The sequence below is a fragment of the Paraburkholderia dilworthii genome (genome assembly GCF_000472525.1).
GTDB classification, from domain to species: Bacteria; Pseudomonadota; Gammaproteobacteria; order Burkholderiales; family Burkholderiaceae; genus Paraburkholderia; species Paraburkholderia dilworthii.
On sequence record NZ_AWZT01000003.1, the window covers coordinates 79,591 to 104,344 of the forward strand.

Annotated in this window: 19 protein-coding genes and 2 pseudogenes; 11 read left to right on the forward strand and 10 right to left on the reverse strand. The window is 60.3% G+C overall.

Going from position 1 to position 24,754, the window contains the following annotated elements; genetic code table 11:
- The first annotated feature begins 36 nt into the window (after nucleotides 1-36).
- Nucleotides 37-1,107 (forward strand): MBL fold metallo-hydrolase, encoded by a 1,071-nt coding sequence (locus tag F759_RS0106295; RefSeq protein ID WP_027799105.1) that lies wholly within the window; start codon nucleotides 37-39, stop codon nucleotides 1,105-1,107.
- Between the two features lie 92 nt (nucleotides 1,108-1,199).
- Nucleotides 1,200-1,787, forward strand: a complete 588-nt coding sequence (locus tag F759_RS0106300) for a LysE family translocator (RefSeq protein WP_027799106.1) — start codon at nucleotides 1,200-1,202, stop codon at nucleotides 1,785-1,787.
- A 39-nt stretch (nucleotides 1,788-1,826) separates the two neighbouring features.
- Here F759_RS0106300 and F759_RS0106305 read toward each other — a convergent pair whose 3' ends face one another.
- The 6 genes from F759_RS0106305 to cadR all read right to left on the reverse strand — a co-directional run bounded on the left by F759_RS0106305 (nucleotide 1,827) and on the right by cadR (nucleotide 7,477).
- Nucleotides 1,827-2,672 (reverse strand): helix-turn-helix transcriptional regulator, encoded by an 846-nt coding sequence (locus tag F759_RS0106305; RefSeq protein WP_036023722.1) that lies wholly within the window; start codon nucleotides 2,670-2,672, stop codon nucleotides 1,827-1,829.
- Between the two features lie 156 nt (nucleotides 2,673-2,828).
- Nucleotides 2,829-3,623, reverse strand: coding sequence for an ABC transporter substrate-binding protein (locus tag F759_RS0106310; RefSeq protein ID WP_027799108.1), 795 nt, complete (start codon nucleotides 3,621-3,623; stop codon nucleotides 2,829-2,831).
- Between the two features lie 132 nt (nucleotides 3,624-3,755).
- Nucleotides 3,756-4,910, reverse strand: a complete 1,155-nt coding sequence (locus tag F759_RS0106315) for a pyridoxal phosphate-dependent aminotransferase (protein WP_027799109.1) — start codon at nucleotides 4,908-4,910, stop codon at nucleotides 3,756-3,758.
- Nucleotides 4,911-5,361: 451 nt separating this feature from the next.
- On the reverse strand, nucleotides 5,362-6,765 hold the full coding sequence (gene dbpA, locus F759_RS0106320; RefSeq protein ID WP_027799110.1) for an ATP-dependent RNA helicase DbpA: 1,404 nt from the start codon (nucleotides 6,763-6,765) through the stop codon (nucleotides 5,362-5,364).
- A 35-nt stretch (nucleotides 6,766-6,800) separates the two neighbouring features.
- Nucleotides 6,801-7,001 carry a hypothetical protein gene (locus F759_RS0106325; RefSeq protein ID WP_027799111.1) on the reverse strand — a complete coding sequence of 67 codons (201 nt, stop codon included), beginning with the start codon at nucleotides 6,999-7,001 and terminating at the stop codon, nucleotides 6,801-6,803.
- A gap of 44 nt (nucleotides 7,002-7,045) precedes the next feature.
- Complete coding sequence (gene cadR / locus F759_RS0106330; RefSeq protein ID WP_027799112.1) at nucleotides 7,046-7,477, reverse strand: Cd(II)/Pb(II)-responsive transcriptional regulator; 432 nt, start codon at nucleotides 7,475-7,477, stop codon at nucleotides 7,046-7,048.
- Between the two features lie 79 nt (nucleotides 7,478-7,556).
- On the opposite strand from cadR, the gene F759_RS0106340 reads away from it, so the two are divergent.
- Nucleotides 7,557-9,845, forward strand: a complete 2,289-nt coding sequence (locus F759_RS0106340) for a heavy metal translocating P-type ATPase (RefSeq protein WP_036023725.1) — start codon at nucleotides 7,557-7,559, stop codon at nucleotides 9,843-9,845.
- A 43-nt stretch (nucleotides 9,846-9,888) separates the two neighbouring features.
- Here F759_RS0106340 and F759_RS0106345 read toward each other — a convergent pair whose 3' ends face one another.
- Nucleotides 9,889-10,953, reverse strand: coding sequence for a helix-turn-helix domain-containing protein (locus F759_RS0106345; RefSeq protein ID WP_027799114.1), 1,065 nt, complete (start codon nucleotides 10,951-10,953; stop codon nucleotides 9,889-9,891).
- A 344-nt stretch (nucleotides 10,954-11,297) separates the two neighbouring features.
- Between F759_RS0106345 and adh the strand changes: the two genes are divergently transcribed.
- Nucleotides 11,298-12,818 (forward strand): aldehyde dehydrogenase, encoded by a 1,521-nt coding sequence (gene adh, locus F759_RS0106350; RefSeq protein ID WP_027799115.1) that lies wholly within the window; start codon nucleotides 11,298-11,300, stop codon nucleotides 12,816-12,818.
- A gap of 70 nt (nucleotides 12,819-12,888) precedes the next feature.
- A complete protein-coding gene (locus F759_RS0106355) occupies nucleotides 12,889-13,284 on the forward strand; it encodes a DUF779 domain-containing protein (protein ID WP_027799116.1) in 396 nt (131 codons plus the stop codon).
- A 1-nt stretch (nucleotide 13,285) separates the two neighbouring features.
- On the opposite strand, the gene eutC is transcribed toward F759_RS0106355, so the two are convergent.
- The 3 genes from eutC to eat are packed head-to-tail and all read right to left on the reverse strand — an operon-like array spanning nucleotide 13,286 to nucleotide 16,939.
- A complete protein-coding gene (eutC, locus tag F759_RS0106360) occupies nucleotides 13,286-14,101 on the reverse strand; it encodes an ethanolamine ammonia-lyase subunit EutC (protein ID WP_027799117.1) in 816 nt (271 codons plus the stop codon).
- Complete coding sequence (locus F759_RS0106365; RefSeq protein ID WP_027799118.1) at nucleotides 14,098-15,492, reverse strand: ethanolamine ammonia-lyase subunit EutB; 1,395 nt, start codon at nucleotides 15,490-15,492, stop codon at nucleotides 14,098-14,100. The genes eutC and F759_RS0106365 overlap by 4 nt, the downstream gene beginning before the upstream one ends.
- Before the next feature lie 43 nt (nucleotides 15,493-15,535).
- On the reverse strand, nucleotides 15,536-16,939 hold the full coding sequence (gene eat / locus F759_RS0106370; protein ID WP_027799119.1) for an ethanolamine permease: 1,404 nt from the start codon (nucleotides 16,937-16,939) through the stop codon (nucleotides 15,536-15,538).
- A 265-nt stretch (nucleotides 16,940-17,204) separates the two neighbouring features.
- On the opposite strand from eat, the pseudogene F759_RS42015 reads away from it, so the two are divergent.
- The 6 genes and pseudogenes from F759_RS42015 to F759_RS37300 all read left to right on the forward strand — a co-directional run.
- Nucleotides 17,205-17,339, forward strand: a pseudogene (locus F759_RS42015) (AraC family transcriptional regulator); the annotation flags it as partial.
- 17 nt (nucleotides 17,340-17,356) lie between these two features.
- Nucleotides 17,357-17,554 carry a hypothetical protein gene (locus tag F759_RS0106380; protein WP_027799121.1) on the forward strand — a complete coding sequence of 66 codons (198 nt, stop codon included), beginning with the start codon at nucleotides 17,357-17,359 and terminating at the stop codon, nucleotides 17,552-17,554.
- Nucleotides 17,524-17,913 (forward strand): annotated as a pseudogene (locus F759_RS0106385) (DNA polymerase Y family protein); the annotation flags it as partial. The gene F759_RS0106380 and the pseudogene F759_RS0106385, both read left to right, overlap by 31 nt.
- Nucleotides 17,914-18,769: 856 nt before the next feature.
- Nucleotides 18,770-21,478: a type VI secretion system Vgr family protein gene (locus tag F759_RS37295; protein WP_051377141.1), complete on the forward strand. Its 2,709-nt coding sequence runs from the start codon at nucleotides 18,770-18,772 to the stop codon at nucleotides 21,476-21,478.
- 38 nt (nucleotides 21,479-21,516) lie between these two features.
- On the forward strand, nucleotides 21,517-23,604 hold the full coding sequence (locus F759_RS0106395) for a hypothetical protein (protein ID WP_027799123.1): 2,088 nt from the start codon (nucleotides 21,517-21,519) through the stop codon (nucleotides 23,602-23,604).
- Between the two features lie 144 nt (nucleotides 23,605-23,748).
- Nucleotides 23,749-24,729 (forward strand): formylglycine-generating enzyme family protein, encoded by a 981-nt coding sequence (locus F759_RS37300; protein ID WP_161633309.1) that lies wholly within the window; start codon nucleotides 23,749-23,751, stop codon nucleotides 24,727-24,729.
- The last annotated feature ends 25 nt before the right edge of the window (nucleotides 24,730-24,754 follow it).

Sequence of the window (24,754 nt, forward strand, 5' to 3'; positions counted from 1 at the left end):
GTTTTTTACGACGCGGGCCACCGGAGCAAAAACGTGATGATCTTCCGGCAGCTATTCGACCAGCAATCGTCGACGTACACCTATCTTCTTGCCGACAGCACAGCGCGAGAGGCTATTCTGATCGATCCGGTTTTCGAGCAGGTGCGCCGCGATACCGCGCTGATCCAGGAACTCGGACTGCGCCTGCTTTATACGATCGACACTCACGTGCACGCCGATCACGTGACGGGCGCGTGGATGCTAAAACGCCGCACAGGTAGCGCGATCGCGATATCGGCCGCAAGTGGCGCGCAAGGCGCCGACCGCTATCTGAACCACGGTGACCGCTGCGCGTTTGGCACACGTCACCTTGAAGTGCGCGCGACGCCGGGCCACACGAACGGCTGCATCAGCCTTGCACTCGACGACGGCACGATGATGTTCACCGGCGATTGTCTGCTGGTCAGAGGCACGGGCCGCACCGACTTCCAGCACGGCGACGCGCGCGCGATGTTCCGCGCAATCCACAATGAGATATTCAGTCAGCCGGACACATGCCTGCTTTACCCGGCGCACGACTACCGCGGTTTAACTGTCACGAGTGTCGGTGAAGAGCGGCGCTTCAATCCGCGCCTGGGCGGTGAACTGTGCGAAGACGATTTCGTCGGATACGTGACGAACCTGCGTCTGCCGCATCCGAAGCAGATCGACATCGCGGTGCCGGCGAATCTGAAGTGCGGCGTCGCCGCGAGCGATCCCACGCAGGCCGCGGAGCCGGAATGGGCGCCGCTCGCGTACACCTTCGCGGGCATCTGGGAAGTCAGCCCGCAATGGCTGGAGGACAATCTCCGCTCAGTGCAAATCGTCGACGTGCGCGAGCCGGACGAATTCGACGGACCGCTCGGCCGCATTCCGGCAGCCCGGCTTATTTCGCTCGGCGATCTCGCCGCGCGCACGACGGAGCTCGGGAAAGAGCGGCCGATCGTGGCGGTGTGCCGTGCCGGGGGCCGTTCGGCGCAAGCCACGGTAATACTGCGGCAAGCGGGATTCAACGACGTCGCGAATCTCGCCGGCGGCATGCTGCGCTGGCGCGCGGAAGGCCGCGTCGTCGAAAATGCCGGTATGTAGGCTCGCACAGCAATTTCCTTCAATACACTCCGCCTCGCCGCCGATACCGTTGAGCCGCGTCAATCCCGCGCATTCACGTATCGAGGCACCCGATGTCCGCTTTGCTTTCTATGGCCGCGTTCGCGCTGGCTTCGTCGATTTCGCCAGGCCCGGTCAATGTCGTTGCGCTGAGCGCCGGCGCACAGCACGGCTTTGGCGCGAGCATGCGTCATGTGAGCGGCGCGACTGCCGGCTTCACGTTGCTGCTTCTGCTCATTGGCCTAGGTCTGCATGAACTGCTCGCGCACTTCCCCCATCTCATCAGCATCGTCAAATGGGCCGGCGTCGCGTTTCTGCTGTACATGGCCTACAAGCTCGCCGCCGATGATGGCCAGCTCGGCACCGATAAGCCGTCACGCGGTCCCTCCTTCACCTATGGCGCGGCGATGCAATGGCTCAATCCGAAAGCATGGCTCGCTTCGCTGGCGGGCATGGGCGCGTATGCAGCCGACGGTGACGGCAAACTCGTCTGGCAATTCACCGTGATCTACCTCGTGATCTGCTATGTGTCGATTGCAAGCTGGGCTTACGCCGGCACGTTCTTGCGCAAGTACTTGCAGGCGCCGAAGCGTGTCAGGTTCTTCAATCGAATCATGGCCGCGTTACTCGCCGCGAGCGCGCTGTATCTGCTTGCAACGTGATGCGCCACGAAGAGAGTAGCGGTGAGCGCCGGCACGATCTCAGTTGCGGTACTGCCCCGGCGTTGCCGCGACAAGCCGCTTGAACGTACGCTGCAAATGCGCCTGATCGGCAAAGCCCGCGTCGAGCGCCACGTCGGCGATCAGACGGCCCCGCCTGAGTTGAGCGCGGCTGTATTGAATGCGGCGATTGATCAGATAGGCGTGCGGCGTCATGCCGTAACGCTGCTTGAATGCGCGAATCAGATGCGATGCGGACAAGCCCGCCGCATTGCACACGTCCTCGAGTTTCAGCGAGCGTGTGCAATTTTCAGCGATGAATTCGGCCGCTCGCGCGATCTGGCGGCTCGCGTCGTCGGCGCAAAGAGGTGCGGGGTTCAGACGCTGTTGTACTTCCGAGAAAAACGTGGTCGCCGCGCTTTGTTTGCGCAGCAGGTCCGCGTGTGTGTCGACAAGAATCTGATGCAGCCTGTTCAAACCGCTGAATAGTGCCGCGTCTGTCGTCATGGTCTGTGAAAACGCACGAAACGCGTGGTTTTCGCCGAAGCCTAGTTCGTGTTGCAGGCCAGTGAGCCATGCAACGTCGAGGTGAAGCATTCGATACGACCAGCGCTCGTCGGCAACGGGATTGCACGCGTGTACATCGTCGGGATTCATCAGGACAACCGCGCCCGCGCCGGTCCATTCGCGCGTGTGACGATTCACGTACACGCTGCGTCCACCTGTGACAGCGCCGATCGAAAACGTTTCGTGAGAATGCTTCGCGTAGCAGATTTCGCGGCCGTCCTCGATGGAGCGCGCCTCGATGAACGGCAATGCCTCGCTACGCCAGAAACGCGGCTCGCATGCGCGCTTCGCGCGAATTGCCGCCTTTATAGTTCCGCTCATTCGCGCGCCTCCGGTTTTGCGTGGACCTCGCAGCAGCGACCGCAGCCGAAGCTGCAGCCTCAGCGAGGCCACTTATCGTAGCCGTCAAACGCTCAGCGAACAAGCGGACTCACGCGGTACGCGAACCGGGAACCGGGAACCGGGAACCGCAAACGATTACTTCGCCGAGACGTCGATATTGCCGAGGTATTTCGCCGCGAGCGTTTTCACGGTGCCGTCGGCCTGCACCTTCGCAATCGCCGCGTTCAGCCGCTCGCGCAGCGCCGTGTCGCCCTTGCGGATGCCGTATGCAATGCCGCTGCCGAGAATCCTGTCATCGCGCACCGGCTGTCCGACGAACGCGTAGTCTTTGCCATTCGGCTTCGAGAGGAAGCCGGTTTGTCCCGCGGGCGCCAGCACGAGCGTTGCGTCCAGACGCCCGGCGACGAGGTCCGTGTAGACCTGGTTCTGATCCTGATACGACACGACCGTGACGCCAGCCGGTTCCCAATGCGCCTTCGCAAACGTCTCCTGAATCGACGCCTGCAACACACCCACGCGTTTGCCTTTCAACGCTTCGGGCGTCGGCAGCAGACCGCTGTCGCGCTTTGCGATCAGTTGCGTCGGCACGCGATAGACAACTGTCGTGAAGTCGATCGTCTGACGGCGCTGTTCGGTTGCGTTCATCGCCGAGTTGATCGCGTCGAACTTGCGGCCTTGCAGCGCCGGAATCAAACCGTCGAACGACGTCTCGACCCATTTGCAGGTCATATGCGCGGCGGCGCATACAGCATTGCCGACGTCGATGTCGAGACCTTGCAGTTCGCCGCTAGGCCCTTTCGATTCGAACGGCGGATACTGCGCTTCGAGCCCGAAACGCAGCGTCGATGTATCGGCGGCAACGGCAGCAGACGAGGCCGCCATCGATGCGAATGCGCAGGCCAGCGCCAATAGAGGCTTGAGCAATTTCATAGCAGGTCCCTTTTCTCCGGTTTCGTTGTACTGCGAATGCACAGCGTGTGATGTTCAGCGACGCGACGGCGCAACGGTGCGGCGATCATACTGCGCCTGGATTTGCCGCCGTCGCGCGGACGCCCATCCACTTCAGATCTCGCATAAACGGCGCGCGCCTTCGATTAGCGTCGCGTCGTCCTTCGAAAAACTCAGGCGAATCAGGCCCGAATCGGTGCCGTCGCTGTAAAACGCGGACAGCGGTATCGTCGCGACGCGCGCATCGCGAATCAGGCGCAACACGAAATCGCTATCGCTTTCGTCGGAAAATCCGCGAAACCGCGCGAGCATAAAGAAGCTGCCCTCGCTCGGCAATAGCTCGAAGCGCGATTCGGAAAGCGCACGCGCGAGCAGATCGCGCTTGTGCTGATAGAACGCGGACAAGCCCAGGTAGCTGTCGCGATTGGACAATGCGTCGACGAACGCGTACTGCATCGGTGTATCGGCGGAAAACACCATGAACTGATGCACTTTGCGGATTTCGTTCATCAATTCGGCGGGGGCGAGGCAATAGCCGACGCGCCAGCCGGTGACGTGATACGACTTTCCGAACGACGACACAATTACGCTGCGTTCGGCAAGCTCGCTATCGCACGCCATGCTCTGATGTTTCGCGCCGTCGAACACCACGTGTTCGTAGACTTCGTCGGCGAGAATCACAATGTCCGTGTTGCGCGTGATCGCTTTCAATCGAGCGATGTCAGCTTCGCTCAACACGGTCGCGGTCGGATTGTGCGGCGTATTGATGATGATCATGCGCGTCTTCGGCGTGATCGCGGCGGCGACCTCGTCCCAGTTCACACGAAAATCGCTCAGCGACAGTTTGATCGGCACCGGCGTCGCGCCTTGCAGCCGAACGATCGGTCCGTAGCTGTCGAACGAAGGCTCGAAGTAAATGACTTCGTCGCCTGGGTGCACCAATGCGCTGATCGTCGAATAAAGGCCTTCGCTCGCGCTCGCGATCACCGTCACTTCGCTCGCCGGGTCGTAGCGCACGCCGTAGAGTGTGTGCACCTTGTCGGCGAGCGCTTCGCGCAGGGCCGAGATGCCGGCCATCGGCGCGTACTGGTTATGGCCGGCGCGCATCGCCTGCGCGACGCCGTCTATCAGCCTGGCGTCCGGCGCGAAGTTGGGCGCGCCTTGCGACAGGTTAAGCGCATCGTGTTGGGCGGCCAGTTGACCGATCACTGTGAAGATCGTCGTGCCAACGTCTGGCAATTTCGAGCGGGCTTGCGTGGCGCTCTTCATAAGGCTTCTCCCTATCTTCGTCCGGCGGCGAATTTGCGGCTGCGGATCGCGCGGCTGTCCATTCCGGTCGAGTGCCGGTCGTTGCGGCTGTTGCCGGTTGGATGATTAGGCATCAGCCAAAGAACCGTCACAATCGAAACTTTGTCATACGCGGCATGCGTTTATGTCATGGCGCGCGCCACGGCGCGTGCGCCCGGAGGAGCGGCCGTATATGGAGTTCGATGGAAGAAGAAGGAGGTACGGCGGAAGGTGGAACAGCTTTTAGGTATGACCGGAGGTGATGCGGCTTCGGGCGACAGTCGAAGCGGAGAACACGGCAAGGCGACCTAAGGGAAGGTGCAGCAGGTGCGCATCAGCAGTGAAAGCGGCCAAAGTGGCGAATGCGGTGAATGCCGCTGAGGCAGTCGGCGCGCCTATGCCGGCGCGCCGCCCTCACCGCTTCGTTGGGGAATCAGGCCTCGTCCATCAAACGGACCTTCACCTTCTTGCCCTTCACCTTGCCCGCGCTCAGCTTGCGCACCGCTTCGCGCGCGACGCTGCGTTCGACCGCCACATACGTCGACATCTCCGTCACGTTGATCTTGCCGATCTGCGACCCGGCGAAACCGGCCTCGCCGGTCAGCGCGCCGAGCACATCGCCCGGACGGATTTTTTCCTTGCGGCCGCCGAGAATCTGCAGCGTTTCCATCGGCGGCAATAGCGGCTCATTGCTGGCCGCGGTCAGTTCGGAGAGCTTGTGCCATTCGACTTCCCGCTTTTGCGCCTGCTCCAGACTGCCGACGCGCCCCATTTCGTTCATGCTCGCGAGGCTCAACGCCCAGCCTTCCTGATCGGCACGACCCGTGCGACCGATACGATGCACATGCACTTCCGGATCGGGCGTCACGTCCACGTTGATCACCGCTTCCAGTTGCGCGATGTCGAGGCCGCGCGCGGCGACGTCTGTTGCGACCAGCACCGAGCAGCTGCGGTTCGCAAACTGGATCAGCACCTGATCGCGTTCGCGCTGATCGAGTTCGCCATGCAACGCGAGCGCATGAAAACCTTGTGCGCGCAAAACGTCCAGCAGATCGCGGCATTGCTGCTTGGTATTGCAGAACGCGAGCGTGCTCACCGGGCGATAGTGGTTCAGCAACAGGCCGACCGCATGCAGACGCTCGTCTTCGGTCACTTCATAGAAGCGTTGGCGGATCTTCGTATTGTCGTGCCGCTCGGCGAGCTTCACTTCCTTCGGGTTCCGAAGGAACTGCTGACTGAGCTTGACGATGCCTTCAGGATACGTTGCCGAGAAAAGCAGCGTCTGCCGCTCCTTCGGGCATTGCTTCACGACCGTCGCGATATCGTCGAAGAAACCCATGTCGAGCATGCGGTCCGCTTCGTCGAGCACGAGCGTGTTGAGCGACTGCAACGGCAGGCTGCCACGCTCCAGGTGATCCATGATGCGGCCCGGCGTGCCGACCACGATATGCGCGCCGTGTTCGAGGCTCGCGGTCTGCGGACGCATCGGTGTGCCGCCGCACAAGGTCAGCACCTTGATGTTTTCTTCCGCGCGCGCGAGACGGCGAATTTCCTGCGTGACCTGATCGGCGAGTTCGCGCGTCGGACAGAGCACCATCGCCTGCACGGCGAAATTGCGCACATCGAGACGCGCGAGCAGCGCCAGCGAAAACGCCGCGGTCTTGCCGCTGCCGGTTTTCGCCTGCGCGATCAGATCGTGGCCGGCGAGCGCAATAGGCAGGCTCGCGGCCTGGATCGGCGTCATCTCGACATAGCCGAGTTGCGTGAGGTTCGCGAGCGCGGCGGGCGGCAGCGGCAACTGGCTAAACGGCGCGCCGGCGGTGGTGGGACTGTTCATAGGATGATGGCTCGTTATCGGGTGAAGGCTGGAGACTATTCGGCAACGGGGCCGGGAAAGGGGCGGCCTTCCATCTGCTCGTACAGCACCGAGCCGTCGTCGCCTTCGAAACGCTCGACGTAATTTCGCGCGCCGCACAGCGGGCAACGGAACAGCAGCCCCTGTCCCTCGTTTTTGATGACGACGTCCGACTGCTCCCACTGCGCGCCGCAGGACTGATTTCTACATGTGAACACGTTGCTTCTCCAACTGGATTCGATTATTGATTCGACGGGACGCATCAACCGAGATGCGTATGCCGCGCACGCGGTACGCTCACGTCCATTTCGCTCAGACCCTGCACGATGCCGCAATCTTCGACGGCCTGTTCGCCGTGACATTGCTCGCGCAGCGTGCGCAGTTGCGCCTTGAGTTGCTGCAGTTCGTCGATGCGCGTATCGACGTGCGCAATATGCTCGTCGATCAGATCATTGATGCCGCCGCAGCCGTTAGCCGGCGCGTCGGTCAGACGCAGCAGCGCGCGGATCTCGTCGTGGGTCATGTCGAGCGCGCGGCAATTGCGAATGAAGCGCAGCCGCTCGACATGCTTCGCGGTATAGCTGCGGTAATTGGCCTCGGTGCGCTCCGCTTCGGGCAACAGCCCTTCCTTCTCGTAGAAGCGGATGGTTTCGGTCGTGCAATGGGCGATCTTCGCCAATTCGCCTATTTTCATGGGCCCTCCCGATGCCGGCCTTGACCTTGTAGTGGCTTCAAGGTGTTTACTAGACCACAAATCGAACGAGGAAGCCACCATGCCGCACGCCCACGAGGCGAATGTTGATCAGGCCGAAGAGGCCAAAGCCCGCGCCCATAACCATGAAAAGCATCGACACGACCATGCGGGTGGAGGCTGCTGCGGCGTCTCGGCTCACCCTCCTGCGCAGTTGCGCACGCAGTTGCCGCCATCCGAAGTGGTGGGCAACGACGTGCGCACCGCGATCCGCATTATGCAAATGGATTGTCCGACCGAAGAAGCGCTGATCCGCAAGAAATTCAGTCGTATGCCGGACGTACGCAGCGTGGAGTTCAACCTGATGCAGCGCGCGCTGACCGTAGTGCACGCGCCCGATGCGCTCGACTCCATTCTTGCCGCGCTTCGTTCGCTCGACTTCACGCCCGAATTCGCGGGTCCTGAAACGCAGGCTTTGCAACCAGCCACTCAACAAGCCGCGCCCGGTCAGTCGAAACGCTGGTGGCCGCTCGCCTTCGCGGGCGTCGCCGCGGCGGCTTCAGAGGCGGCTGGCTGGCTCGGCGCGCCTGCCTGGGTGGCAGCGGTTCTCGCGGTCATCGCGATCGCGTCCTGCGGCCTGACAACGTACCGCAAGGGCTGGCTCGCGATCCGCCACGGCAACCTCAACATCAACGCGCTGATGAGCATTGCGGTGACCGGTGCATTGATCCTGCGTCAATGGCCGGAAGCGGCGATGGTGATGGTGCTCTTCACCGTCGCCGAACTGATCGAGGCAAAGTCGCTCGACCGCGCCCGCAACGCGATCCAGGGGCTGATGCAACTCACGCCCGAACAGGCGAGCGTGCGGCAACCCGACGGCAGCTGGCGGCTCACCGATCTGAAGGCGATCGCGCCAGGCGCGCTGGTTCGCGTAAAGCCGGGCGAGCGGATTGCGCTCGACGGAGAACTCGTCGCAGGGCGTTCGAGCGTGGACCAGGCGCCTATCACCGGAGAAAGTCTGCCGGTCGAGAAGGCCATCGGCGACGCCGTGTTCGCGGGCACCGTCAATCAAACCGGCTCGTTCGACTATCGCGTGACGGCCGCGGCGAGCAACACGACGCTTGCGCGCATCATCCACGCAGTCGAACAGGCACAACGCACCAAAGCGCCCACGCAACGTTTCGTCGATCAGTTCGCGCGTGTCTACACGCCGCTCGTGTTCGCCGTCGCGCTGGCGGTGGCGCTCGTGCCGCCGCTCCTGTTCGGCGGGATGTGGCAAGCGTGGATCTACAAAGCGCTGGTGATGCTGGTGATCGCGTGTCCGTGCGCGCTCGTGATCTCGACACCGGTGACTATCGTCAGCGGTCTTGCCGCCGCTGCGCGCAAGGGCATCCTCATCAAGGGCGGCGCTTACCTCGAACAAGGCCGCAAGCTAAGGCGCCTGGCGTTCGATAAAACCGGCACGATCACGCACGGCAAACCCGTGCAAACCGAATTCGTCATCTTCGCCGATGCCGATGCCGACGCCGCGCGTTGCCGCACGCTCGCCGCGAGTCTTGCGGCGCGCTCCGATCATCCGGTGTCGATGGCGATTGCGGCGGCGGCAAAGAACGACGGCGTGGGCAAAGTCACCGTCGATTCGTTCGAAGCGCTCGCGGGACGCGGCGTGCGCGGCGACATAAATGGCCTGACGTACTGGCTCGGCAATCATCGGCTCGCTGAAGAACTCGGGCGTTGTTCGCCGTCACTCGAAGCGCGGCTCGACGCGCTTGAACGTCAAGGCAAAACAGTGGTGCTGCTAAGCGACGCTGAGCGCGTGCTCGCGCTGTTCGCCGTCGCCGATACGGTGAAGAAGACGAGCTCCGCCGCTATCGCCGAATTGCACCGCGTGGGCGTTAGCACAGCCATGCTCACTGGCGACAATCCGCACACGGCTGCCGCGATCGCACAGCAAGTCGGTATCGACGAAGCGCGCGGCAATCAGCTACCGCAAGACAAGCTGGACGCTATCGCGCAGTGGTCGGCCGATGGCGCGAAAGTGGGCATGGTGGGCGACGGCATCAACGACGCGCCCGCGCTTGCACGCGCCGACATCGGCTTTGCGATGGGCGCGATGGGAACCGGCACCGCAATCGAAACCGCCGACGTCGCCTTGATGGACGACGACTTGCGCAAGATTCCGCTTTTCATCCGTCTATCGAAAGCGACGCATGCCGTGCTGGTGCAAAACATCGCGCTCGCGCTCGGCATCAAGTGCGTATTTCTGGTGTTGACCGTGATGGGTCTCGGCACTATGTGGATGGCTGTCTTCGCCGATGTTGGCGCGAGCCTGCTAGTCGTAGCTAACGGTTTGCGGTTGCTGCGCAAATAGACACGCGGAGAACACGCCGGGCGCCGCCGCGAGGCAACTACGACTAGTGCGCGAACGAGCGGCTGTTCATGGCCGGATTCGCGCCGATTGCGGCCTTCAAGGTATCCGAGGGCCGCATGCCGAAGAGCTTGCGGTAATCGGTTGCAAACTGGCTCATATGCCAGAAGCCCCACGCGGCTGCCACGTCCTGCACCGAGCGGGACTCGCGCGATGCATTGCACAGATCGCGCCGCGCGCCGTTCAGACGAATTACCCGCACATAGGTCGCGGGCGCCATGCCGAGCACATCCTGAAAGCAGTACTGCAGCGTGCGCCGGCTTACATGCAGACGTTCGCAAAGTTCCGGTACGCCGACCGCGCGATCGCGATGGGCGAGCACATAGTCGCGCGCATCCGAGACGATCAACTGACGGCGCGCGCGCATGGGTATCGTCACCGGTTCGGAAGATGCGGGTAACGCGCCGACGTCGAACAACGACGCCAGCACCGACGCCTGCAAGTTCTCGCGCGCGGACGAAGACAAGGGCGCAGCGCTCGCCGCGCTGTGCCGGAAAAGCTCACGCAGCCAAGCGCACAAGCGCTCCTTGCGCGCCATGCCGAGCGGCACGACTTCAGCCTGCGGCAACGGTTCGGACAGACCGACGCGCTCCACCTGCGCTGCGTAGCGGCGCAACACGTCGCCCTTCACGACCACGCCGAAAATCTCGTAGCCCGCCGACGTCAGCAGTTCGAACTCGATGCCGCCCGGACGAAACGCGAGCGCGTCGCCGCCAATGACTTGCGCGTCGATGCGACCGGAGCCTGCGCGGCTCGTCGGAATGCCGAACCAGTACGCGTCTTTCTGCACTTCGCAGGTTTGCCTCAACGTGTGGCTCGTCGTTTCGACAAAGACCTGCATGTGATCGAGGCACAACTCCGTCAAGCCGCCGACAAAGCTTCCCGCGGTCAACTGGTCGTAGGTCTGATGCCAGCCGTGAAGATTGCGCGCCTGTTCGTCCGCGTCGTAAGCGACGCGGGTCTGCACGCGAAAGCCCGGCTGTAGCGTGAGCGTGGCGCTTGTGCAGGCCGTTGCGCTTGCCGGGTTGCCGCTGGTGGTTTCGATCGTCATGGCGAATCCGCGCAATGGAGTATCGATGAGAAAAGACAAGGCAAGTCCCATGCCGATCGCGCGCACCGGCTTACCGCACTAATTGCCTCGTCACGCGCTCCGCCCTTGTTCAATTCGTGAACAGCAACAACCGCATTGATCAGAAACGACGCGCCACGCCGCCGTCGACTCAACGTAAAAACGCGCGACCCGGTGCGCCTATGCGTGCCACGCGTGCATGGCTCACCAGCCAGGTGCATTGGCATAGTTCTGGCTCTACGGTGACGCGGCCGACTTCAACGGATTGCAACCGCGCGCAGCATCGCGCCGGCTATAGCCCATTCAGACATGTGAGGAGCACACAGATGAATCACGCAGAGATGCAGTTTCTGACGACCGAATTCCCCTACAAGAAGCAATATGCGAACTTTATCGGCGGCGAATGGGTGAAACCCGCGGGCGGTGAGTACTTTGACAACGTATCGCCGATCACAGGCGAGCCGTTCACCTCGATTCCACGTTCGCGTGAGGCCGATGTCGAACTCGCGCTCGACGCTGCGCACCGCGCTAAAGCAGCATGGGGCAAGACCTCGACGACCGATCGCGCGAACATTCTGAACCGCATTGCCGACCGGATGGAAGCGAACCTGCAGCGTCTCGCGGTCGCTGAGACCATCGACAACGGCAAGCCGTTGCGCGAAACGATGGCCGCCGACATTCCGCTTGCCATCGACCATTTCCGCTATTTCGCCGGCGCCGTGCGCGCGCAGGAAGGCTCGATCTCGGAGATCGACGACGACACCGTTGCCTATCACTTTCACGAGCCGCTTGGCGTGGTGGGCCAGATCATTCCGTGGAATTTCCCTATTCTGATGGCCGTGTGGAAGCTCGCGCCCGCGCTCGCTGCCGGCAACTGCGTAGTGCTCAAGCCGGCCGAGCAAACACCCGCGTCGATTCTCGTGCTGGTGGAGTTGATTCAGGACCTGCTGCCCGCCGGCGTGCTGAATGTTGTCAACGGCTTCGGCCTGGAAGCCGGTAAGCCGCTGGCATCGAGCAAGCGCATCGCAAAGATCGCGTTTACCGGTGAGACCACGACCGGCCGCCTCATCATGCAATACGCGAGTCAGAACATCATTCCCGTCACGCTCGAACTCGGCGGCAAGAGCCCGAACATTTTCTTCGCGGACGTGATGAATCAGGACGACAGCTATTTCGACAAAGCGCTCGAAGGCTTCGCGATGTTCGCGCTGAATCAGGGCGAAGTGTGCACCTGTCCGTCACGTGTGTTGATCGACGAAAAGATCTATGACCGTTTCATGGAACGCGCGTTGAAGCGCGTGGCGGCGATCACGCAAGGTCATCCGCTCGACACGAGGACGATGATCGGCGCGCAGGCTTCGCAGGAACAATTGGAGAAGATCCTGTCGTATGTGGACCTTGGCAAGCAGGAAGGCGCTGAGTGTCTGATCGGCGGCGAGCGCAACACGTTGAGCGGCGAGTTGAGCAAAGGCTATTACGTGGAGCCGACCGTATTCCGCGGTCACAACAAGATGCGCATCTTCCAGGAAGAGATCTTTGGGCCGGTTGTTTCGGTCACTACATTCAAGACCGAAGACGAAGCGCTCGAGATCGCCAACGATACGCTCTATGGTTTGGGCGCCGGCGTATGGACACGCGACGGCACGCGCGCCTATCGCTTCGGCCGGCAGATTCAGGCGGGCCGCGTGTGGACCAATTGCTATCACGCGTACCCGGCACACGCGGCGTTTGGCGGCTACAAGCAATCGGGCATCGGCCGGGAAAATCATAAGATGATGCTCGACCATTACCAGCAGACGAAGAACCTGCTCGTCAGCTACAGCGAGAAACCGCTCGGTTTCTTCTAAGTGTTCGTGGTGTAGCGTTTCTTTGAGAGCGGGCCGATTGTGCGGCTCGCTGTGTTTCAGCGAGGGCACGATGGCCGACGAAAAAGAAGTAGCTCGCGTGATTGCCACTCCCGCCGCTATCGAGTTGATCGACAAGTTGCGCGCGGAACATGGCGAGGTGCTCTTTCACCAATCCGGCGGATGCTGCGACGGTAGCGCACCGATGATGTTTCCTCATGGCGAATTCATGGTCGGCTCGTCCGACGTCAAGCTCGGCACCATTGGAGGCGTGCCGTTTTACATGAGCGATTCGCAGTTCGAGTATTGGCAGCACACACAGTTGGTCATCGATGTGGTGCCGGGCAACGGCGGCATGTTTTCGCTGGAACGGCCAACCGGTCTGCGCTTTCTGACGCGTTCCCGATTGTTCGACGACGACGAGAACGCGTGGCTTGAGGCGCATCCGGTTCAGCGAGCCGATGCCTGAGTTAGCTTTGAGTCGGGTTCGGGTTTGAGCTCGTGCGTTTGTCATCACTGATCGCGCGCGCTGCCGGCGCGGCTGCCAGCAATGCGTCGCTATCGTCTTTCAGGCCCACGCCGGTGAGACCAAGGCGCCGTGCATGGGTTAGCAGATAGTGCAGCTTGTGCGCGGCTACCGGATAGTCGAGTCCTTCGGGACGCACGTTGGAAATGCAATTGCGTTGCGCGTCGCTGCAGCCCACTTTCGGCGCGTACGTGATGTAGACGCCGAGACTATCTGGCGAACTGAGACCCGGCCGCTCGCCGATCAGCACCACGACGATCTTCGCATTCAGCAACTCGCCGATTTCGTCGCCGAGTGCAACGCGTGCCTGTCTCGCGACGACGACTGGACCGATCGTCCAATCCGCGAGTTGCGGAGTGACCGCTTGCAGCAGCGGAACGGCTTGCCTGGATGCAGCAAACGCCGACAAGCCGTCGCCGATCACGAACACCACATCGGGAGATTCACCGGGCGACTGCGCGAGCGCTGCGCGACTTTCGTCGGATAAACGCCGCCCGAGATCGGGACGCCGCAGGTAGTGCTCGCGGTCGGGCGCCGCGCTATGCACATCCAGTGTCTTTACGTTTTGCGCACGCAGTTGCTCGTGCAATGCGTCGGCATCGAGCGGATGATGCACGGCGTCGCGCGCTTGCGCATGGGAAAGATTGAACTCGAGCAAAGGCGCAGTCGGCAAGCTGTTGCCTGCCCGACCCAAAGCGATGCGCGCGTTCGTGAACCGACGCAGCGCATTCCACGGGTTCTTGTCTACAAAGTCGCTCATTCGATGCCCATCCAGTCGCGCGCGCCCTCGAGCAGCGGTTGTTGTGCAGACGCGCTCAGCAATGCGCCACGCGCGTCGGCGATCTGCATCGACTCGAGCCATTCTTCAAACTCCGGCGCGCGGCGCAAGCCGAGCACGTCGCGCACATAGAGCGCATCGTGAAAAGACGTGCTTTGATAGTTGAGCATTACGTCGTCGGCGCCTGGAATGCCCATGATGAAATTGATGCCCGCCACGCCAAGCAGCGTGAGCAGGTTGTCCATGTCGTCCTGGTCGGCTTCCGCATGATTCGTGTAGCAGATGTCACAACCCATCGGCACGCCGAGTAGCTTGCCGCAGAAGTGATCTTCGAGACCGGCGCGCGTGATCTGCTTACCGTCGTACAGATACTCGGGGCCGATAAAACCCACCACGGTATTCACGAGAAACGGATTGAACTTGCGCGCGACCGCATAAGCGCGCACTTCGCAGGTCTGTTGATCGACGCCGAAATGCGCATCCGCCGACAACGCGCTGCCTTGGCCCGTTTCGAAGTACATCAGATTGTTGCCCACGGTGCCGCGCTTTAGCGACAGTCCCGCTTCATACGCTTCCTGGAGCAACGCGAGCGAGATGCCGAAACCGGCGTTCGCTTTTTCAGTGCCCGCAATCGACTGAAACACCAGGTCGACCGGCGCACCTTTTTCGATTGCAGCAATTGTGTTGGTGACGTGCGTCAGCACGCAGGATTGTGTCGGCACCTGATAGCGCTGCCGGAATTCATCGACCATTAGCAGCAGTCGTGTGATCGCGGCGAGATTGTCACTCGCAGGGTTGATGCCGATCATTGCGTCGCCGCAGCCGTACATGAGGCCGTCGAGCATGGAGGCCGCGATGCCCTGCACGTCATCCGTCGGATGATTCGGTTGCAGGCGCACCGACATGTGCCCCGGCAAGCCGACCGTGTTGCGAAAGCGCGTGATCACCGGGCGTTTCCGCGCCGCTGCGATCAGGTCCTGATTGCGCATCAGCTTGGACACGGCTGCGACCATTTCAGGCGTGAGGCCGGCAGCGATACGCGTGAGCGCATCGGCATCCGTCGTGGTACTCAAAAGCCAGTTGCGAAAGTCGCCCACCGTCAGATGCGAAATCTCGGTGAACGCCTGCGGCGAATGATCGTCGATGATAAGACGCGTGACTTCGTCGCTTTCGTATGGAACCAGCGCTTCGTTGAGGAAGGTGCGCAGCGGCACTTGCGCGAGCGCCATCTTTGCGGCGACGCGCTCCTCTTCGCTCGCCGCCGCCACGCCCGCGAGTTGATCGCCGGAACGTTGCGGGCTCGCCTTCGCCATGAGTGTCTTCAGATCGGCGAAGCGATAAGTTCGGCTGCCGATTGTCTCCGTATAGCTCATCTTTACGACTCCAGCGCCGCTGCGCGCGCAGCGGCTTCGTCCGTCATTCTTCGAGCAGCGCGTCCGCGGGCGCGGCCTCGCGTTGATGGCGCGTCGACAGGAAATAGACGTAGCCAAGCGCGAGGAAGATCGCGAATACCACTGCCACCAGAAAGTTGAAGTACACCATCGTTGCCAGACAGATCACCGCGGCCACCAGCGCGAACGCCGGAAAGACCGGAAACAGCGGCGCGCGGAACGGACGCTCCATGTTCGGCTCCGTGCGGCGCAGCTTGAACAGCGACAACATGCTGATGATATACATCACGATAGCGCCAAATACGGACATCGTCACGATGTTCGCCGTGAGCGTCTGGCCGCCGAACTGGATGAGCTCATCGCTGTAGATGGCCGCAATGCCGATTACGCCGCCTGCGAGAATCGCGCGATGCGGTGTCTTGAAGCGCGGATGCACCTTGGAAAGCCACTCCGGCAGATAGCCCGCGCGAGCCAGCGCAAAGATCTGCCGCGAATAGCCGAGGATGATGCCGTGAAACGACGCGACCAGACCGAACAGGCCGAGCCACACGAGCATATGCATCCAGCCGCTATGTTCGCCAACGATGAACTTCATCGCTTGCGGCAGCGGATCGTTGATGTTCGAGAGCTTCGTCCAGTCTCCGGCGGCCCCCGCGAAAACCATCACACCGATGGCCAGCACCACCAGCGTCAGGATGCCGGCGACATACGCAATGGGAATCGAGCGCCTCGGGTTTTTCGCTTCCTCCGCGGCCATTGCAACGCCTTCGATTGCAAGGAAGAACCAGATCGCGAACGGGATCGCTGCGAACATGCCGTTAAACGAGCCCATGCTGAAAGTGTCCGCGCCGGCCCAGCCGCCTTTCGTAAAGTTCGACCACTCGAAGCCCGGCGATACGACACCCATGAAGACCAGCAGTTCAAAGATCGCGAGCAATGTCACGCATAGTTCGAAAGCCGCAGCGATCTGCACGCCGACGATATTCAATGCCATGAAGACGAGATACGCGCCCATTGCTGCATGTTTCGGCTCCAGGCCCGGAAACTGCACGTGCAGATAAGCGCCGATTGCGAGTGCAATGGCCGGTGGCGCAAACACGAATTCGACGAGCGTCGCGGCGCCCGCCAGATAGCCGCCAGTCGGACCGAACGCGTGGCGCGCGTAGGCGAACGGGCCGCCTGCGTGCGGAATCGACGTGGTGAGTTCCGTGAAGCTGAAAATGAAGGTCGTGTACATCGCGGCAATAAAAATCGCCGTGACGACAAAGCCGAGCGTGCCCGCGCTCGCCCAGCCATAACTCCAGCCAAAGTATTCGCCGGAGATCACGAGACCGACCGCGATCCCCCATAGCTGCCATGTGCCGAGCGTCTGCTTCAACTCGTGATGCGTGACTTTTCCGACGTGCTGACTATTGGACTCTGATTTCATCGGGCACTCCCTGAGTTTGCCGCTTGTTCGACGTCGCAAGGTTTTGCGGTGAATGGGCGGACAGGCTTTCGCCGATGGTAGTGAGCCATTATTCGAGGTGTTATCGAAATTCGGCAAAGTTGGCGGGGGTTTATATCAATGGGCGCTTAAGTGGTTGCGCGTGAAATGCGCTGGGGATTTGCAGGATTTGGAAAACCGGTGCGTGGTATTTTCGCTTCTATTCCTCTGCTCGCATCCCATTGACGACCTGAACGCCGGCAACAACATGAACGGATCAGCGAGTCGGACCCGCTACGAGACACGGCTTGGCCGCGTGCTCGACCATATCTACGATCATCTCGACGAGCCGCTCGACATCAGTCGGCTCGCGGACATCGCGTGCTTGTCGCCATATCACTGGTCTGGCGGGAGCCCGGCATGAGCATCGTTGCGCGTGGATTTATTCCCGAACCGTTGACAGTTCCGATCGGCAATATCCTGCCGTCCAAACGCTTGTCGACTGGAGTGACGATATCGCGCAAGTTCAGGCAAATCATAAGCTCGATCGTAGAAGTGGGAATGATTGAGCCGCTGTCGGTCATGCCGGCTGGCTGTCACAGAAACAGCTTGCTGTGACGCGCATCGTCCTGCTGCTGGAACACGAACGCGGCCGCGACGCAATTGAGCCGACTCCAATCGAAGTGTCGCTAGCCGAGCCAACGTGGCGCGAGGACCACCTTATGCGCCTGCTGAAGGAACGGCTTACGCGGGTTGAACTGGCGGCCGCCGTGATTGCGCTCCAGCTCGTCGTGCAGGAAGTGAAGGAAGCGGAAGCCGCATCGGACTCGCTCTTTCCGGAGCCCGGCGGCACCGCGTCCGATCACGCTCGGCTGCTCGAACTGCTCGTCGCGCGTCTCGGCCCGGAAAACGTACTGCGGCCCGCGCCCGTTGCTGATCACCGGCCAGAGGTCGCCGCGCGCTGGGTGTCCGTGACGATATCTGCGGCAGCGACAGTCGGACCTTCTCGCAGAGTCCCAAACGATTGTTGAAACGATTTCGCTCGATCAACAGCAGTTCAGTGCTGTGAGTTAGTGTTGAAAAGTTCGCTCCGTTGTCGATAATATTCTCTGTCCATTGCCCACATCATCCACATCCCCAAAGAGAATCGTATATGCCCAATGCGTGAATTCCTAGCTACGGAGTAGCGCATCAAGTTCGGCAAGATCCTTGTAGAGACAAATTTTCGATGAAGAAGACTTTTTTACGTTGTTGCGTTGATCGTAGCTGCATGGCTCGCCATCAATACAAATATTCCGAACCCACCTGAATCGAGGCCCGGCAGCGATGAGTGGCTGTCATACCTGAGTCAACATTATTTTGATATCTCGGATGGGCAGGGACACGGTCCTGATCCCGGCAGCATGGAATGGCTAGGCTCCGTTGAAAGAAAGGCAAAGTTCACCATCCGCAGCAATAATTCAGATCGCCAACGTTACGAATTCATCCAGCACCAACTCCAACAACATACCTTTATCATCAACAACGCATTCACTTATAAGTCGAGCGGTTATCTTCTGCTCCCTTGCTTGTGTGTCTCTGCTCGGCAAAGGATTCGTTTTCCAAGCCAAACTCATTGTCACGAATCCCATCCTTCCAATTGGAGCCGATTACAGTAACGCGCACATGTCAAGGAAAATATTTCCGATTTGCGGAATTTAACAATTTGATCGGGACGCATTTCTAGTCGCAGCCACCTTTACCAGAAACGAATAAAGAACGTTTACTATCCTCTATCATCAGACTTAGAATCTGCCGGCGGGAAACAATACGTGACAAGACGGGGTGCAAAAAATGGGCGCAGCTGACCTGATCGAACAAATTCGTTCGGGAATCTTCCAGAATGAGCGTTTGCTTAAACTGGATACACCTATCGGTGCGAATGCGTTGCTCGTCCAGCGGGTAGTGGGAACGAGTCGCATAGGTCGCGATTACGCATTTACCGTCGACATCGCGTCTACAGACGAAAACATCGAACTCAAAAGGCTTATTGCGCAGCCGGTTACGCTATGGATCCAGCAAATCGACAAATCGTATCGGCCAGTGCACGGCTTCGTTCACACCGCTCGCCGGCTCGGCTCGGATGGCGGGCTGACCAGCTATCAAATCGCATTTGCATGCTGGTTGCATTTTCTGCGCTTCAGGCGTGATGCGCGCATCTGGCAGGACGTCACGGTTGATGAAATCATTACCAACGTATTCAATCAGCATCCTCAAGCCCAAGGCGCATTTCGTTTTGCGCTGAACAAGCCGCTGCAGCCGCGGTCATTCTGTGTTCAATACGAAGACGACTTGAATTTCGTCAATCGTTTGATGGAAGCCGAAGGCTGGTACAGCTATTTTGAACAGGCCAAAGACGGACAGTCGCACAAGTTGGTGGTGACGGACAATCTGGATTCGTTCAAACCTGCTTCACCGCAAAGCGTGGCGTTCTATCGGGCGGGCACAAACAGCGAAACCGACGCGCTCGTTCAATGGTCCGGTATCCGAACGCTGCAAAGCACCTCGCTTGTCACGAGTACATTCGACTATAAATCGCCGCAATATGCGAAAGGCACCAATATCCCGACGGTCGGCAATCAAGGTTCATTGCCTTCGCAAGCGGAAGTCTATGAATATTCCGGTGCGTACACTTATCGCGAGCAGGACCGTGGCGATGCGCTTTCGAAGATCCGCATGGAGGAGTGGGAGTCGCGCGCCAAGCGTTTCTATGGCGTAGGCGCAGTGCGGCGACTCGATGCGGGGCAGTGGTTTGAACTCGTCGATCATCCGGATCATTCAGGCGGCAACGAGCAGGAGCGGCAGTTCGCTGTGCTAGCAGTGGAGTGGGTGATCGAGAACAATCTGCCGGTATCACGTGGCGGTGCCGATTTTCCCCATAGTCTCCAGACCAAGGTCAACGCGACGCGCGCCAATTTCGGCCCTGCGCAGCCGTCCGCGCTGATTCCGAGCGGTGACGGCAGCACCGGCTTTTTCATGGCGACCATTGAGGCTCAGCGGCGCAGCATTCCGTTTCGCAGCCCGTTGGAGCATCACAAACCCGTCATGCCGACGCAGACCGCAACGGTCGTCGGTCCCCCGGGTGAAGAAGTCTTTACGGACTCGTTGAATCGCGTGAAGGTCCGCATGCACTGGGACCGGGTCAATAGCGGCGACGAAAAGGCATCCTGCTGGGTGCGCGTGTCATACCCGAATGCCGGCAGCAACTGGGGCGGGGTCTTCGTGCCGCGTATCGGTCAGGAAGTCATCGTCACTTACATTGACGGCGATCCTGACCGGCCGCTCATTACAGGCCGCGTCTATAACTCCGCAAGCTCGCCGCAGTGGCACACCCAAGGTCAGTTGTCCGGCTATAAGTCAAAGGAACATAAAGGCTCGGGGTATAACCAGCTAGTACTCGACGATTCCACCGGTCAGAATCGCGCGCAGCTTTACAGCACGCAAACCGCAGCACAGTTGAATCTCGGCTATCTGGTCTCGCAAACCGACAACACGCGTGGCGCATTCCGCGGCACCGGCTTCGAACTTGCCACCGACGCCTACGGCGCGATCCGCTCCCAGAAAGGGCTCTACATCAGCACGTTTGGCCGTCCGGCTGCGAGCGGTGAGCAACTCGACGCCACCGAGGCGCGCGGTCAGTTAACCGCAGGTCAGCAGTTGTTGAGCGCAACGGCGGACGCTGCGCAACAACACGGTGCAGCCGATATGCAAGCAATCGACTCGCTGAAGACGTTCACAAATGCCACCCAATCCAGTTACGGCGGAAGCGCTTCGCCTGCCTCGTCGGCTTCCTCCGCGCAGGGACAGGAGACGTCGGGCGGCACTGGGCAAGCCAACGGCTTCAGCGATCCCGTGCTGTTGCTCGCTTCCCCCAAAGGCGTAGGAATCACCACGCCGGAAAGCGTCCATATTCACGCGGGCGAGAACGCGACGATATCCGCGAACACCGATATCAACGTTGCGATCGGTAAGAGCCTCGTCGCAAATGCGGTCGATAAGATCAGCCTGTTCGCATACAAGCTCGGCATGAAACTGATCGCCGCGCGCGGCAAGCTCGAGATTCAGGCGCAGACAGACGGCATTGACGTTCTTGCAAGCAAAGGCATCAAGATTTCATCTTCCACCGATGCCATCCAGCTGAGCGCGGAAAAAGAAATTCTGCTCACGTCGGGCGGCGCCTATATCCGCATCAGCGGCGGAAACATCCAGGTTCACGCGCCGGGCCAGGTAGATATCAAAGGATCCGAACATTCGTTCACCGGCCCGACGCGCTACGACGGGCAACCCGCGACATTGCCCAAGAGTGTGGTCAACGACCAGCAATTCATCCTGAAGGACGAGACCACCGGCAACGTGATGCCGCTCGCGCCCTACCGCATCGAAAGCGGCGATGGTCAGGTGCTGGCTCGCGGCATTACCGACGCCGAGGGCAAAACCGTGCGGGTCTTCACCGGTACTCAGGAACAGCAGTTGAAGATGTTCCATGAGGACGATCAGGCCTAGGATCGACAACAACATGACGGGCGAGTCGAGATCAAATCATGAATAGTCAGAACGCAGCCGGGACAAGCCAATCGAACGCGCAGGAAGGCAGCACCGCCGACGCCAAGGGTAAGCAGCGGCCGCTCTTCTTTTTTTATCCGGATACAGCCGAGCTTTTCGAATGCCCGGTCGAATCCGTCGATGCCGTGGCGAAAGAGATTGCGCTGATGAGCCGGCTATCCGAAAACCTGATCGAGGCACGGCAAGCACTGGGCGTCGCGCACGCTGCGTGGCTGGAGCAGCAGGCGAACGTGGCGTTGCGCCCGCAACTTGAAGCAAACCTGAAAGAAGCGATCAAGAAAGAAGAGGCTGCCACTGCCGAAGTTCACGAGCAGCTCGAGGAGACGCCAGCCTTCAACAAGGATGGCGTGTGGGAGCTTTTGCCCTTGCGCAAGACTGCGGCCGGCAAAGATAAGTACAGCGGTCAGCGCTTTACGTACGTGCGGTCGTCGAAAGTGAAGAACCATTTTCGACGCTACAAGCTGGACTCCGACAAGCCCCAACTCAAGTCCTTTCTCGTCAAGGACGCGACGACGGGCAACTACAAGCTGGATCACGAGAAGATCCAGGAGAAGCTCGACGAAGCGTTCAAGAAAGCGAAGCTCCACGAATGGAAGACACCGCCTTGGGGCCGCGAGTGGGCGCCTGAGTTCGCCGAGGCATTCAACAAGGCCGCCAAATTCAAGTCACCGGACGATCCCAACGCAATGTGCGAGTTCTCCGGTGGCACTCAGATCCTGCGGTTGTTCGCCGGTGCTGGCGCGAGCGCCAAAGCGGAAAGCACCATCAAGTCGTTCGACGACCTGTTGCATCTGCGCGGCGAAGTCGCTGCATCGGCAAAAGCCAAGGGGGAAGTCGGCGGAGTGCTGGCTGACGGAAACATCAAAGCCACGCTTTATCTGCCGTGGAAATCCGGGCTCGAACTATGGATTCCGGCACCGACCGAGAGCCAGAGCGGCGCGATCTCGTGGAAGACCACGCCCGACACCACGCTGGGCTTCTTCAGGATCTCGCTCGCGGCAAAGGCAGAAGCTTCTTGCGGTGCGAGCCTCCTCGCGGAAGGCGGGGTCGAATTCAAAGTCGGCCGCGACGGTAAGACGCAGAAGGTCAAAGGTACGCGTGCTACTCGCAACGCGGCGCAAATGCAGCAGCCCAAACTCGATGTCACAAAGGTCGAAGTCAAGGCTGACGCAGGCGGTGATTTGAAGGCCTTTGCCGGCGTCGAGGCGGAGGCCTCCGTGGAAGGAGCATTCGAATGGCGGCGCCCGCAGGAAAAGGTCAAATGGACCTCGTTCGCATCCGTCAAGCCGGGCGTGAGCGGCCAGGCCGGCGCCGGCGCGCAGGCCGCGTTCCACATTACCTATGACGACAAGTTTCGCATTCTGATGAGGGCGGGCTTATGCGTCGGTGTTGGCTTGAAGGGCGAAGTGGAAGCCGCGGTCGACGTCGTCAACATGGCCGAGTTCGCCTGGTGGGCCAAAACCCAGATTGCCTATGCTGGCGACAAAAACCTTCAGTACTTCGCCAAGGACGCCTTCAGGACGTTCGTGGCGATGTACACGTTGGCGATTGCCAAGGGTAAGGAGATCGGCGCCTACGTCGGCAAACAGTTCGACGAAATGAGAACCGAGCTGACCGACTTTATCCGAACCCAGCCTCGGGCATTTCTGAACGCAATCAGGAACGCACATGACTCGCTGCTGAACAGTCTTGCGGAGGTGAAGGGTTATATCGTTTATGCGTTAAAGTCCATCGCTGACCGATTCGACGAATGGCGGCTGGAAGCGACCGATGCGATCAGCCGTATTCTGGCAGCCGCCCAGATAAGGAACGAACTGGAGAACGTCTACCAGTTCACCTCGTCGGAAATTGCGGTTAAGGGCAATGCGCAAGTTGCGCGCAATGAGATCGGACAGCTCCTCGGCACGAGCCAGTTGGCGATGGTGGAAAGCCGTATGCGTGTCGACCCGGCGCCGGGTTTCGGCTTTGTCTTCAACGATTCGGCCGCGTACCAGATGCAGCAAGGAACCGCGCTCGCCTGGATGGATCCAAAAACGACCGCGGGCGACGGCTCCCAGATGGCTTGAGCGGCGACATCGGTTCAATAGAGAATATAGGAGTGGTGCTGCATGGGTTATCGGTCGCGTCTGGCTCAAATGAAATCACGGGCGTTATTGGTTGCTGGAATATCGTTGCTGTTGTCGGGCAGCGTTTTTGCGCAGAAAGTCGATGTGAACGCACCCGCTGACAAAGATCGATTGATCCGCGAGATTACGACACCGTCACCGAAGAAGGACACGTGGGAACATCTCAGCACTGTGCTGAACTGGGGAACCGGTAAGCCGTACGACGACACCATCCGTATCTTGCAGGATTACTTCAAGTCGTTGCCGCCGCCGTCTAATGACGAACTCGCCAGATTCAAGGACAAGGTGCATCGCGAACTGGTCTTCGTCAAAGGCGGGCAGTTCCTGATGGGCGACTTCGGTCCGGAAAAGTCGCAGGAAAGACTGCCCTACTCCGCCAACGACGGTGCCGCGCCCGCACACAACGTGACGCTCGACAGTTACTCGATTCTCAAGCACCGCGTGACTTACGCCGACTATGACCTTTACACACGCGCCAATGGCTTGCCGCCGATCGCGATCAGCAAACACGAAGACCTGGAGTTCCGTTTTCCCGACTACCCCGTGGCGCATATCACGTGGCAACAGTCGCGCGATTTCTGCGCATGGGTCGGTAAGCTCGTGAGTCTGCCGGTCGATTTGCCGACTGAGGCGCAGTGGGAATATGCAGCACGTTCGCGCGGCGAATTGTGGGTGATTCCCAGTGCCGCGGTGCCGGTTGTCGACGGCAAATACAACCTCGAACAGCTCGACAACATCATCGACAAAATGGAAGAGAACGGCACCAGCCCGGAGCCGCTGGTTAGCCGGCCGGTAGGCACGTATGGCGACAATCGGCTGGGCGTGTCGGACGTGTTCGGCCGCGGCAAGGAATGGACTTATGACTGGTTCGACAAGAACTACTATAGCCACGCGGCGTCGCACGATCCGCGAGGTCCGGAGCGAGGCAGCCTGCGCAGCGTCCGGTATGCAACCGATAGCCGCACGCGACTCGTCATTGACCGCACAGGCTTCGCGCCCGATACCACGAAGGCCGATCTCGGGTTTCGATGCGTGCTCAACCAGTCTTCGCCAGCAGGTCAGTGAGATGCTCACGCACGCTCCAACCGGC